At 39.7% G+C, this 14,553-nt stretch carries 8 protein-coding genes; all 8 read right to left on the minus strand.

Translation table 11 applies throughout. The features are described 5' to 3' along the window. Window positions 1-299: 299 nt before the first annotated feature. The 8 genes from VRUMOI_RS06900 to VRUMOI_RS06935 all read right to left on the minus strand — a co-directional run bounded on the left by VRUMOI_RS06900 (window position 300) and on the right by VRUMOI_RS06935 (window position 14,546). A complete protein-coding gene (locus VRUMOI_RS06900) occupies window positions 300-842 on the minus strand; it encodes a cell division protein ZapC (RefSeq protein WP_089138247.1) in 543 nt (180 codons plus the stop codon). Between the two features lie 164 nt (window positions 843-1,006). Beyond that, window positions 1,007-2,017 (minus strand): quinone-dependent dihydroorotate dehydrogenase, encoded by a 1,011-nt coding sequence (gene pyrD, locus VRUMOI_RS06905; protein WP_089138176.1) that lies wholly within the window; start codon window positions 2,015-2,017, stop codon window positions 1,007-1,009. A gap of 165 nt (window positions 2,018-2,182) precedes the next feature. Then, window positions 2,183-7,027: an NAD-glutamate dehydrogenase gene (locus tag VRUMOI_RS06910; RefSeq protein WP_089138175.1), complete on the minus strand. Its 4,845-nt coding sequence runs from the start codon at window positions 7,025-7,027 to the stop codon at window positions 2,183-2,185. A 469-nt stretch (window positions 7,028-7,496) separates the two neighbouring features. Continuing rightward, window positions 7,497-10,103 (minus strand): aminopeptidase N, encoded by a 2,607-nt coding sequence (pepN, locus tag VRUMOI_RS06915; protein ID WP_089138174.1) that lies wholly within the window; start codon window positions 10,101-10,103, stop codon window positions 7,497-7,499. A 289-nt stretch (window positions 10,104-10,392) separates the two neighbouring features. Next, window positions 10,393-11,067 carry a hypothetical protein gene (locus VRUMOI_RS06920; RefSeq protein ID WP_110410652.1) on the minus strand — a complete coding sequence of 225 codons (675 nt, stop codon included), beginning with the start codon at window positions 11,065-11,067 and terminating at the stop codon, window positions 10,393-10,395. Window positions 11,068-11,246: 179 nt separating this feature from the next. Next, entirely contained in the window at window positions 11,247-13,253 is a 2,007-nt protein-coding gene (gene prc / locus VRUMOI_RS06925; protein WP_089138172.1) for a carboxy terminal-processing peptidase, read from the minus strand. Window positions 13,254-13,269: 16 nt separating this feature from the next. Beyond that, window positions 13,270-13,905 carry an RNA chaperone ProQ gene (proQ, locus tag VRUMOI_RS06930; RefSeq protein ID WP_089138171.1) on the minus strand — a complete coding sequence of 212 codons (636 nt, stop codon included), beginning with the start codon at window positions 13,903-13,905 and terminating at the stop codon, window positions 13,270-13,272. A 170-nt stretch (window positions 13,906-14,075) separates the two neighbouring features. Further along, a complete protein-coding gene (locus VRUMOI_RS06935) occupies window positions 14,076-14,546 on the minus strand; it encodes a GAF domain-containing protein (RefSeq protein WP_089138170.1) in 471 nt (156 codons plus the stop codon). Between the last annotated feature and the right edge of the window lie 7 nt (window positions 14,547-14,553).

Consider the following 14,553-nt stretch of genomic DNA (forward strand, 5'->3'; position numbering starts at 1 on the left):
AAATAGGGAATTTCTTTTAATTTATAAGGAAAAGGCAGGCAAATTAGCCATAAAAAAACGTTCATTTTTATCCAATAAAGGTCTTTTTATTGATTTTATTTTGCTCAATTTAATGTGTGGAATGATGATTTCGGACGTTTAGTCACCAAATAAGTGAATACAGAAAAGAGAATTTTGTACCTATTAGGGAAATTGGTGGGGATTTTATGAATGCATTTTGGTGGTTTGAAGGCAAAAAAAAGCCGGCGCTAAGGCCGACCGAATGAACAACAAGGAACGAACAGGTTTAGATAAGGTAATTACCCTACCATTGCATAGGTTTCAAAATGAGTATGTAAGTTGGCTTTGGCAAAACGGTCATGCATGACTTTAATCGGCTCGCCAAATTTAAGTGCTTTGGACTCTGTAAGACTGAAATCACGCAAAGAAACAGAGACGCAAATACTGGCACTTTCTCCAACTTCGACCACCATGAAGTGGCCCTCAGAGAAACAATTACGTAAATGGACTATTTCCCCCTCTTCTGGCGTGAAATCACCACCCTGTGAAGAGAAGAACCAACTCTTAGGTTGAACCGGCTTATGAAAACGTCGAGCTGCTACGCTATTCAACGCTAATTCTGCCTTTCGTGGCTCAGATAAAGGGAGTGCATCTACTTGTTGTTTAAATTTGTGGTAACTCGACGCATCATCAACAGAGAACTCATTGTCCTGAAATGCGCTGTTTACTAAAAGCTTTTGAGGAAGATTTACGCTGAAAACCATGTCCCGCCCAAGATCCAGCATAAGGGACTTGTTGGTCTCATTGTAATACCATTTCCATGTATCACTTGGTTTAAGCATTGTTTCAGCCTCTTCAAAAATAAAGCGAAATAGACACTTCACTTCTTCGTCTATCCATAAGATGTTATTTAGATTGTACAAACAGATAGGCAAAAAAAAAGAGGAAAACATATTCCTCTTTTCAGGCTGAAATTGATTTTGAGCTTAGATCTTTTACTTGATCTTTAGATATTTTTAACGATGTCTTTGATCAAGTTAGGTCCGTGATAAATAAACCCTGAATACACTTGTACAAGTTTTGCCCCGGCCATCATTTTCTCTTTCGCAGCAATATATGAATCAATACCACCAACACCAATGATCGGGATCTCTTCACCTAGCTCTTTATATAACTGGCGGATCACTTCCGTGCTTTTCGATTGAACAGGTCGGCCACTTAGTCCCCCCATTTCACTTGCATTTTTCATCCCTTCAACTAAAGAACGGTCTAATGTCGTATTGGTGGCAATAACACCATCAATTTTATACTTCTTCAGTGAATCACAAATTTGCTTCAATTCTTCATCAGTCAGGTCTGGCGCAATTTTTAAAGCTAGCGGAACATATTTATCATATTGCTTAGCCAGCTCAGTTTGTTTATCTTTTAATGCAGAAAGTAATTCATCCAAAGCTTCGCCATATTGTAATGAACGTAATCCAGGAGTATTTGGAGAAGAAATATTGGCCGCAATATAACCGGCGTATGGGTAGACTTTTTCCATACAAATTAAATAGTCTTCTGTACCCTTTTCTATCGGTGTATCTTTATTTTTACCAATATTGATCCCAAGTATGCCATCGAAATTCGACTGCTTAACGTTTTCGATTAACTCATCAACACCGTCATTATTAAACCCCATACGGTTAATGATCCCTTCAGCTTCCACAATTCGGAAGCAACGTGGTTTATCATTACCAGGTTGTGCACGCGGTGTTACCGTTCCAATTTCTAAAAACCCGAACCCCATGGCGCCAAACGCGTCAATGCATTCGCCGTTTTTATCCATACCGGCCGCTAAGCCGACTGGATTTTTAAAGGTGAGTCCCATCACTTCCACAGAACGCATTGGTAAACTTTGGCGGAAGAAAAAATCTAAAGGTGTTCCATTCAGTCTTTTTAAATTCTTAATAGCTAATTCATGTGCTGTTTCTGCGCTGAATTTAAACAAGCCAGCTCTGGCGATACGATAAAGCATACTTCCTCCAAATAAGATCAAAAAAGCCCCGAAATTCCGGGGCGAAGTATACCTTTGTTATAGCGCTTATACTAGTTGCAATCGTTTGCACTGGATTGCTTCTAGACAAGGCCTTTAATCTAACTCACCACAACATAGGATAATTAAATCAAAGGCATAATCACTTTACTGGTTTGCTGCACAATTTAAGTTCAATAGCATCAATTCACGCAATGCGACCGAGAACTTAGCAAATTCATGTGCAGAACCGACTTTGAATTCATTCAAAATACTCTCCCAACGATCTAATGAAATTTGGTTGGATTCGATCCACTCATTCAGTGAATTCTCCACTTTCCAATCTTTCTTTTCTTGATCGACACATGACAGAACTTGTAGCGTTAATTGACGCTGCTGCCAATCCAGATCTTCACGGAATGTCGCTCTCGCTAAGGCTTGCCAGTGATTATCAATAGGTTGGTTATTGATTTGATTCAAGAACCAGTGCAATGATAGTCGATCCCCTAAAGTGAAATACATCTTAGCGGTTTGATCGATAGAGACTTTACATTCTGTCGCAACCGTCGAAATATCCAACGCAGAATATAAGCTTGTTAAGCGAGAAATCTTATTCGCTAATTCTGCACTCACCCCCTGTTTTATCCAAGATTGTGCTTGCTGGTTATGCTCCTTCACTTCGTCTTTTACTAAGTAATCATCCACACCCGTTTGTACTGCTATTACATCCGCTTGATAGTGCTCAATGATTTCATTAACACTCAATTTCAGCATGCGATTTCTCAATAACCAACGAGATGAGCGGCGTAAGATACGACGTAAAGACATCAATAATTCATATTGAACTGCGGCCGTCGCGGTATTATCAAGGCCCCGCACTTGATCAAACATTGAATCGGCAGAAAAAATCACTCTTGATGCCACATAAGCATTGGTAATATCAATGACACTTGCTCCTGTTTCATCATGCAAACGTGATACGAAATTACAGCCCATTTCATTAACCATTTGGTTGGCAAGTGAGGTCGCAATAATCTCTTGTCTCAATGGATGCGCATCCATGTGAGCACTGTAGTTACGGCGTAACTTGGTTGGGAAATAATTCGTTAATAATTGTGCATTAAATGGATCATTAGCAATTTCATCACATGCAAGTTGTTCTTTCAGTACCATTTTAGCGTAAGCAATCAATACTGAAAGCTCAGGCCGAGTGAGTCCTTTACCCTGCTTTTCCCTTTCCAATAGTGTTTCATCATCTGGGATATACTCTAGTACTCGATCCAATTTACCTAGCTTTTCTAATGCATGGATAAAACGAATCTGCTCTTTAACTTGCGCAGTTCCTTGATATTCACTCACCGAAATAGATTCGGATTGGCAATATGCATCTTCCAGTACAATCTCTCCGATCTCTTCTTCCATACTATTAAGCACTTCATTACGTTGCTTAAGTGTGAGATCACCATTACTCACGAGTGTATTTAAAAAGATCTTAATGTTCACTTCATTATCAGAGCAGTCAACACCACCAACATTATCAACAAAATCGGTATTCACACGGCCGCCAGACAAGGCATATTCAATACGACCTAACTGCGTCATCCCTAAGTTTCCGCCTTCCCCAATGACTTTCGCTCGTACCTCTTGACCATCAATACGCAGACTATCATTGGCTCTATCACCCACATCAGTATGATTTTCACTCGACGCTTTAATATACGTGCCAATACCACCGTTCCAAAGTAGATCAACATTCATTTTCAATAGTAATTTGATCAATTCGGTTGGCGTAACGGATTGTTTCTGTGTCCCCACCATCTTTTGGATCTCAGGCGTTAGCGAGATCGATTTAGAACGGCGCGAGAAGATCCCACCACCTTGCGATATCAAGGATTGATCATAATCCTCCCAGCTCGATCTTGGTAACTTAAACAAGCGATCTCTTTCAAGCCAGCTCTTAGCGGAATCAGGATTTGGATCAATGAAGATATGCATGTGATTGAAAGCGGCTTGTAATCGAATATGTTTCGATAACAACATACCGTTACCAAACACATCCCCCGCCATATCACCAATCGCAATACAGGTAAAATCTGTTGTTTGACAATTAATTCCCATTTCACGGAAATGTCGTTTTACTGATTCCCATCCGCCTTTTGCGGTGATCCCCATGGCTTTATGGTCATAACCATTTGAACCACCAGACGCAAATGCATCCCCTAGCCAAAAGTTATATTCAGCCGAAACTGAGTTCGCAATATCAGAGAATGTTGCCGTGCCTTTATCAGCCGCAACCACAAGGTACGCATCATCGGCATCATGTCGAACAACATTCGTTGGAGGAACAATTTGTCCTTCAATAATATTATCGGAAACATCGAGCAAAGCACGAATGAAACGTTTATAACAACGTTGTCCTTCCGCAAAAATCTCATCTCTTGTTGTGAAATTTTGCTGACGTTTACACACAAAACCGCCTTTCGCCCCTACAGGAACGATAACCGTGTTTTTCACTTGTTGCGCTTTAACTAACCCTAAAATCTCGGTTCGGAAATCTTCTTGACGATCTGACCAACGTAACCCACCGCGTGCCACTTTACCTGCGCGTAAATGCACACCTTCAACATCCGGCGCATAAACAAAAATTTCAAATTCAGGCACTGGTGCGGGAATTTCTGGAATATTACGTGGCATTAATTTAAGCGATAGCCAAGGCTTCTCGATGCCATTTTCATCCGTCTGATAGAAATTAGTTCTGATAGTTGCCAGGATCATTTCCATGTAGCGACGAATAATACGGTCATCATCTAAACTTTCTACTTTTTCAAGTTGCTCTTTAATCGATACAACCAGTTTATCTTCCGCTTTTGCTCTGGCCTTCACTTTTGGATCAAAGCGTTTTACAAATAAAGCAACTAAAGCTTGTGCTAATTTAGGATGGTTAGAGAGTGTATCTTCAATGTATTGTTGACTGAATGGAAAACCAACTTGACGCATATAGCGCGCATAACTACGAAGAATGGTCACTTCTCTTCCAGTTAAACCTGCCGAAAGAATCAATCGGTTAAAGCCATCACTCTCAAGATCACCAGACCAAATAGCCGCAAAGGCTTGTTGAAAACGCTCCCTTGCTTCACGTAAATCAACCTTTTGGTCGCCACGGTGTAGCATAGAGAAATCTAAGATCCAAAATACTGTGCCATCGGCTTTTTCGATCTCGTATGGGGATTCGCCGATCACTCTTAGCCCAAGATTTTCAAGCATAGGCATAACATCAGAAAGGTGAATTGGCTCATCACGATGATACAATTTTAAACGCACCGCTTTTGAGTCAGCCCTTTCTTCTTGCGGGCGATAAAACAACATGCCTAATTTATTGTGTTCATTTAAGGACTCAAGCTGCTCGATATCCGCGACCGCTGTACCACCGGCTAAAGTGTCTTCTTTGTATGAACGAGGAAAGGCATTTTGGTATGCTTTTGCTAATGCTGTTCCTTGGTTCTCGCCAAAATTACTCATGATAGATTGAGAAAGGCGATCATCCCAAGATGAAGATGCTTCCATTAGATTCCTCTCGATGCTCTTAACATTGATGTCTTGATTATTATTATCAACACGCACGATATAATGAGTTCTAGCCAGCGGGCTTTCTGAAAAAAACGTTGTAAACTCAACATCTTGATCACTTTTAAAGTAATTTTTAAAAATTTGCTGAGTTTTAAAACGTAACTCCGTGTTGTAGCGTTCTTTCGTTACATACACCATACAACTAAAAAAACGGCCAAATGGGTCTTTGCGAACAAACAAGCGTAATAGGTCACGGTCTTGCATTTGCACAACCCCCATACCCACTTCAAGCAATTCAGATTCTTTCGCTTGGAGTAGTTCATCGCGAGGGTAATTTTCTAAAATATTATGTAGAGCCTTCCAGGAATACGATCCTTTTAAGTAACCACTGGCATTTAGGATCCGAATCACTTTATCGCGGATCAAAGGGATACTTTCCACACTTTGGTTATAAACTGCTGAAGTATAAAGGCCTATAAATCGGTGCTCACCGATCACATTACCTTTCTTATCGAACTTTTTGATCCCAATATAGTCGGTATGTGCAGGTCTATGAATGGTTGAAGCACTGCTTCCTTTGGTCAAAATAAGCAACTCAGGTTTTCTAGCTTCTAATCTTGCCGACTCAATAAAATCTGACAATTTATGGCTGCGAATACGGTGGGGTTGTGTAAATAAGCCCAATGCTGGTGAGTCAGATGGCACTAGCTCAAAATCTCCTTCCGTCGGGTTAAGATCAAACTCTTTGTATCCCATGAAAGTAAAGTTATGCTCACCTAGCCAACGTAAAAATGCTAACCCTTCCTCCATTCTTTCCGCTTCAATTGGGATATTGCCACGATTTGATTCAATATCTTGAATAACGGTATTAATTTGTTTTGTCATAGAATGCCAGTCTTCTACAACTAATCTCGTGTCTTTTAATACCGTTAGCAATTCTTGTTTCAGAGCAATCATGCGCTCTTTATCATTAACACGATCAATTTCAATATGGAAAAGAGATTGCATCTCCCCTTTACCCTCATTAATTGAGGCTATATCCCCATTGACCCTTTCAATCTGTGTCGGACCGTTTGCCATAAAGTGGCTCGTAAATCCTTGGCGAGTTAATGCCATTTTAATTGAGTCGACCAAAAATGCAGAATCAGGAACCACTACTTCAACAACAGTATGAGTTGACTGCCAACCTTGGCGACTCAATGTAGGGTTAAACACTCTGACGGACACTTTACTGGCATCTTTTTCTAGGATGTGATGCCACAAGCTGACAACCGCACCATAGAGATCGGATTCATTCCTTTGAAACAGATCATCCTGCGAAATATTACTGTATAGATGTTCAGCTAACTTGCTGACTAAAGGCTGAGCTTTTGTTTCTAGTTTATCCTGTATAAGTTGATACACCTTTTCAAGTAATACAGGGATGACTTTTTCACTCGTTGGCATCTTTACACTCCACAAAATGGGTACTTAGAATTATTTATTATTCATCACGTTATTGTTCGTATCTCACACACACTTTTCATTTAGTCAGCGTTACCGTTTGTTAAATAGTCAGCCAACCGTGTTACTTGGATACAACCATATTGTAAGAGTAGTATTGATAGAAAGTTAAATGGTTTCCTGATGATATACAGGATAAAAGTCGATTATGTGAACTAGATACTTATTAGAAGCACTTCAAAATATTCAATGTAAAAATGAAACATCTGTTTAAGGGAGAAATGTTAGGTAGTTTTACTATTAAAGAGGTATTAAGAAAGGCATTTTTATTATAAAAAAGAGACATTGAATAGTAGTAATGGTGGTTAACGCATCGAGGAGCAAATAAAAAGCAGCCCGAAAGCTGCTTATTTATCATCCATCGTTATTTTCAATGGTTTTTGCCTAATCGTTTGATTACTCAGGCTAACGTTTATGCTTCTAGCGCTTTGTTGATTTTCTCATAGAGATCTTTCGCTAAATTTTCAAGAGTCGATAATTTTTCTAACTCAGTACGAATCATCGCTTGGCGAGTCTCATCGTATTGGCGATATTTCAATAAAGGGTCAATCATACGAGAAGCAACTTGAGGGTTACTTTCATTTAATGTGGTTAAAATCTCACTGGCAAATTGATAACCCGAACCATCGATAGCATGGAAATTCACTGGGTTTTGCCCAAAGAAAGCCCCTACTAAGCTTCGTGTCCTATTAGGATTTTTTAGGCTAAATGCAGAGTGAGACATCGTCTGCTTAATCACATCTAAAGCATTGCTCGCAGGATTTGTTCCTTGCAACATGAACCATTTATCCATCACCAATCCATCATGGCTCCACTTATCACTGAAATCTTTCATTAACGTTTCACGACATGATAATTGTGCTTGGTTAGCGGCGCTCATGGCGGCCATCGTATCTGTCATATTATTGGCAGATTGATATTGCGCTGAAACTAATTCTTCACCTTCATCGGTGACGGCTAAATAAGACAAACATGTATTGCGCAATGCACGTTTGCCAATGCAATCATGTTGAACTGAATACGTTTCTTGTTTCAGGTTATGATAGATCGCCTTTAATTCTTCCTCGAGATCAGCGGCAATTGCACGTTTCATAAAGCCAAGTGCTTCCGCGATAGCATCCACATCAACAGGTTTAAACCAACCGGCTACTTCATTTTGACTCGGCAAAGTTAACATTTCAGCGATAAAGGCAGGTTCTAAAGTCTCACTTAGTAATATCCCTTTAAAGGCATCGAGCACCGATTGAGGTAAAGACAACTCTAACCCATTTTGGAAAGCCGCAATATTCTGACGTAAGTATTTAGCAATCAAATTTTGTCCAGCATCCCAACACGCAAATTCATTCTGAGCTTTAACCATAAGGAACATGAGCTCCTCATCAGAATAATCATATTCCAACTTTATTGGCGCCGAAAATTCACGTAATAATGAAAGCACCGGTTGTTCTAGCACATTCTCAAACACAAAACTTTGTTCATCTTGCGTGAAATTCAAGACATTACCGACCGCTTGTCCATCAATGATCATCGGAATAATGCTGCCATCTTGAGCATATAATTCAACATTCATTGGTATATGTAATGCTTGTTTTTCCGGTTGATCTAATGTCGGAGCAGTACTTTGAGTTAGGGTTAATGTAAAAGTTTGCTTTTGTCGATCATAGGCAGTGACCGCTTTTACTTGTGGCGTACCAGATTGGCTATACCACAAACGGAATTGTTGTAAATCAACGCCAGAAGCATCTTCCATTGCCGCGACAAAATCATCGCAAGTCGCCGCCGTTCCATCATGGCGCTCGACATAAAGTTTCATGCCTTTTTGGAATTTATCTTCACCTAGCAATGTGTGAATCATGCGGATCACTTCACTGCCTTTTTCATAGACTGTCAAAGTATAGAAGTTATTCATTTCTATTACTTTTTCAGGGCGAATTGGGTGTGACATTGGGCTAGCATCTTCAGCAAATTGCGGGCCACGTATAATACGAACGTTATTAATTCGATTTACCGCGCGCGAGCCTAGATCAGAAGAAAACTCTTGATCACGAAATACCGTTAAGCCCTCTTTCAGGCTAAGTTGGAACCAATCTCGACAAGTAATTCTATTACCGGTCCAATTATGGAAATACTCGTGACCAATCACCGCCTCAATGCCTAAATAGTCAGTATCCGTTGCAGTTTGGTCATTTGCTAATACGTATTTAGAGTTAAAGACATTCAATCCTTTATTTTCCATTGCGCCCATATTGAAGAAATCAACAGCAACAATCATGTAAATATCAAGGTCGTACTCTAAACCAAAGCGCTCTTCATCCCACTTCATCGCATTGATTAAAGATGTCATCGCATGGGGTGCACGATCTAAATTACCTTGATCAACAAAGATTTCTAAGTCCACTTTACGACCTGACATTGTCGTATATTGATCTCTTAAGACATCAAACTCCCCAGCAACTAAAGCAAATAAATACGATGGTTTTGGATGCGGATCAGACCACTTCACCCAATGACGACCGTTTTCAAGATCGCCGCTATCCACTCGGTTACCATTACTCAACAAGTAAGGATTGGTCGCTTTATCAGCAATCACGGTGGTGGTGTATTTTGCTAAGACGTCAGGGCGGTCAAGAAAATAAGTAATACGTCGGAAACCTTCAGCTTCACATTGCGTGCAGAATGCACCACCAGATTTATACAATCCTTCAAGTGCCGTATTCGCGGATGGGTTAACCTTAGTGACAATAGTTAATTCAAATTCTTTCGGTAAATCATGAATATGAAGATGAGTATCAGAAAGCTCATAAGCTAACCACTCCACTCCATCAACTTGAATACCAGCCAACTCCATGTGTTCACCGTCTAAGGTAAGCGTCGAGTTATCTTTTTGCTTGATTACTTTAGAGACAGCGGTAACTGTTGTGTCTTCATCGAATAAATCAAATGTTAAATCAAGATCGCTAATCGTAAAATCTGGAGAAGTATAATCTTTACGGTATTTTGCTTGTGGCTGGTGACTCATATTCAATCCTTTTCATGTGCGAATGATCGGGACTATTCTATACCCAAGTAACCTAAAGATGCGAGTTCCAGCAAGAATAAAACAAGCATTAGAAAGCAAAATTACACATGATTATTCTTACCCTATCGCGATTCAATTTTACGACTCAGATGATTACTCTGAATTCTTCGCTTTGAATTCACCTAGACATAAATAAAATACTAATATTTTGTCTTAGTTCATTGGATAATTTCAGATTGTATACCAATACAGAGTATTTATGACTGCTTTCAAGCTGAGCTTAATATTTTTAAGGCTGAATAAGCGTACTGCGTTGAAAAGCAATATACATATCTTCATCTTGGCTACTCAACACAAGTTGATGTGAGTTGAGTGCATATTGGGAAGCTTGTTCACCATCGTTATATATGAAGTAAATATAATTATCTTCAATATAATAAATGCCATCACGATACTTATTACCGCCTTTCGTTGTAAATGATTGAATTGAAAAGTAAAAATTAGGGTGCAACACTAAATCAATATCTGATACCAAGCTAGATTTTACATCGGTTCCTCGAACTTCAGTGCTCCTCCAATAGCCCGATAAATGTTCAGGTACCGTTTTACTGAACGCTACACCGTTTAATGACAGCTGATTAGCATTCACACTATATTCATATATTTGAGGAGATTTAGATTCGACGCCAAGTACCATCTTAGCTCCATCTACAGAATATTCCCCAGACCAGGAATGTACGGTTCTATCTTTACGTTTAATTTGAATTTCAAATTGGTAGTTAGATTCTAGCTGTAAGGTTATCGCTAAAAAGTCTTCTGGGATGGTTTCAGGAGAAGGATTGATAACATGCCACTGACCAATTAAGAATGGGTTATCGAACAAAAACATATCGTATTTTTTAGGTGAATCAAATGCTGAAGCCCCAAGAGTCAGGCTACTTAATAACATTATGAAACTTTTCATCTGCTTTTCTCCCCATACCATTATAACCGTGGCATAAAAGCTCTTACTTGGGTATTTAGAAAAGCTTAACCCTATTTGTTAAAGCGTAGTTGTATGTCGCAAAGGGAGCAAATTGTATTGGAGTAAAAAAAACGAGGCCACATTGGCCTCGTTTGATATTTATGAGTTAGATCTATTCACTAACCATTTGATAAATCGGCTGTAATTGCAACAGCCTCATCTAGATAAGCATCCGGAGCTTCATAATCTTTAGGAATATCATCTAACGACTTAAACTCAGGCTTTTTAGCCAGTTTTTGACGCATATTGATACGTTCCAATTTCTCTTTATCCGCTTTATCGACTTCAGCTTCACGATACTTTTCATTTAAAGAAATTGTCGTATCGTCTTTTTCAGCTTGGTATTTTTCAATATTTTGCTGGATAAACTTGAACTCAAGATCATTAGCAATACGTTGCTTATGTAAAGCCGTTAGTTTAGCGACTTCAGCCTGCAATGCATCTTTCGATTCAACTGGAGTATAGTTTGCTGCCGGGATCTGATCCCATGGCAATGCGTTATCTTCTACACTTTCACCAGTATCTTCAGGAGCAATCGCACTTGGGAATGGGATATCTGGCGATACGCCTTTTCTTTGTGTACTGCCACCACTAATACGGTAGAATTTTTGAATCGTATACTGAACGTAACCTAACTCTTGATCGAAAGTATCATAAATATGAGTGAGTGAACGGTGTTGTTGAACCGTACCTTTACCATAAGAGTTTTCACCAAGAATAATCGCACGATCATAATCTTGCATCGCAGCAGCAAAAATTTCAGATGCTGAGGCGCTATAACGATTAATTAAAACCGTTAATGGTCCGGTATAATGCTCAACGGCATCAGTATCACTATCCACATTGACACGATCATAGCTATCACGAACTTGAACCACTGGTCCTTGAGTGATAAATAGGCCAGATAAATCAATGGCTTCTGTCAGCGCACCACCGCCATTGTTACGTAAGTCAACAACGACCCCATCCACTTTCTGCTGATTAAACTCAGCTAATAGTTTATTGGTATCTTTTGCTAAACCAACATAAAAGCTTGGGACTTCAAGCACACCAATCTTCTTGCCATTCTTCTCGATCACCTTCGACTTAACCGCGCGGTCTTCTAGACGAATTTTATCGCGAGTAATAGTGACAACGTGACTTTTTGCATTCTTACCTTCAGGCAATATCTGCAAGTTAACTTTGGTACCTTTCGGGCCCTTTATCAGTTGCACTACATCATCAAGACGCATTCCGATGATATCAACCATCTTCTTACCATCTTGACCAACCGCAATGATTTTATCCCCTTCAGAAAGCTCCTTAGAACTTGCTGCTGGCCCCCCCGTTACGAGTGAACGAATAATGGTATAATCATCTTCCGATTGTAAAACCGCACCAATGCCTTCTAGCGACAAACTCATCTCTGATTGAAACTCATCCGCAGAGCGTGGAGATAGGTAGCTAGTATGTGGATCGATTTGGCGAGCAAACGCATTCATGTAGATTTGAAAAGCATCTTCACTATGAGCCTGAGTAATTCGCTTGATGGCATTATTATAACGTTTAGTTAATAGCTCCTTAATTTCCGGCCATTTCTTGCCCGTTAATTTAAGGTTTAATGCATCATATTTAACTCGTTGACGCCACAGTTCATTCACTTCAGCAATATTTTTCGGCCATGCTGCCTTAGAGCGATCAAGTTCCATTTTCTCATCGGTATCAAACTTGATTTCATGATCGAGTAACGTCAATGCATAAGAAAAACGTTCGTAACGGCGCTTCATTGATAAATTAAACATATCGAATGCAGCTTTTGTATCACCGGATTTCAATTGGTCATCAATATCCGTTTCAAACGGTTTGAAGCTATCAATATCACTTTGGGTGAAAATATTACGATTGTAATCAAGAGATTCTAAATATCTATCGAAAATGCCTTTAGAAAAAGCATCGTCAAGATTGAAGTGTTTGTAATGAGAACGAGTAAAACGCTTAGCAACCCGCTGACTTGCAATAGCATGCTGAGACTCAGGAGCCAGAGTTGGTATCTGCGACTCACTTATTGTCGGCTGTACAGCAAACGCTGAGTTTGCTGCTAGCGTTAAGCTAGCAGCAAGTAATGAAACTTTTAATCGGCAATTCATGCGTAGGAATATCCTTTTATACGCGCAAGTGCTCCGCTTTCACGACCATTTGTAAGCCGTTAGCAAGACGGACACGTACATCGTCTTTATTAATCTCAACAATCGTTGCAGCCATATTGCCTTGCCCCATGTTCACATTGATATCTTTACCGATGACGATCTCATCAGATTTCAATTCACGAGTTTCAACAACTGGCGCTTTTTGAGCTGGTTTCTTAGAGTCTGTTTTTGGCTTACGTGGTGCTTTCGGTGTCGCTTTTGCTTTCGCTTTAGCGGCTCTTTCTTCACGATTTTTATCAGCTTGTTCTTTGCGACGAGCTTGAACACGAGCTTTACTTTCTGCAAGTGTTGCTTGAGCATGTTCAACATGTTCAGCTTCTAATTCACCGCATGCATTACCGTCAAGGTCAACACGAGTTGCGCCTAATTTCACGCCATGAAGATAACGCCAAGAAGACGTATATTGACGTAAAGCAGCACGTAATTGAGTTTTACTTACTTTAGGATCTCTGTTTAGACGCTCGGCAAGATCTTGAAAGATACCAATTTTTAAAGGCTTTGCTTCACCTTCTAAAGTAAAGCATTGTGGGAAACGTTCAGCAATATAGGCGATGACTTCTTTGCTGTTCTTTAACTTTTCAGTGTTTTCCATGAGGGTTCCTGGTTGGTGCGGTCTCATCCGCACGGGTGTTCGTATAAATAATTCACGCTATTATAGTGAGATGGAAACGAAAAACCACCAACACGTGCAAATTAACATGGGTTATTATGCCCATATGGCATTAAAAAGTTTATTTTCACTCAGAAAAAGCACTTTTAACACTATTTACTAAGATGCGTTTGTAGTAATAATTCCACTTCTTTCATCATTGCGACCAAACCTTGTTCATCTTCCTCAGAAAAACGACCAATAGTTGGGCTATCGATATCTAAAACGCCTACCACTTCATTATTGACAGAAAATGGGATCACAAGTTCAGAATTACTTTGAGCATCACAAGCAATATGCCCTTCAAATTGATGAACATCATAAATGCGCTGTACACTATTCTCTGCCGCGGCTGTACCGCACACACCCCTTCCTAATGGAATACGAACACAAGCTGGTAATCCTTGAAAAGGACCAAGTACCAATTGTTCATCTTTTAATAAATAAAAGCCAACCCAGTTAATATCTTCTAATTCCATGTTCAATAACGAGCTAATATTAGCTAAGTTAGCAATAAGATCGGGTTCAGATTCAATCAATGCTTTCACCTGAGCAGTAATACGCTGGTACATCTTTAGACTCATGCTTTGT

Source organism: Vibrio rumoiensis, assembly GCF_002218045.2.
GTDB lineage: Bacteria > Pseudomonadota > Gammaproteobacteria > Enterobacterales > Vibrionaceae > Vibrio > Vibrio rumoiensis.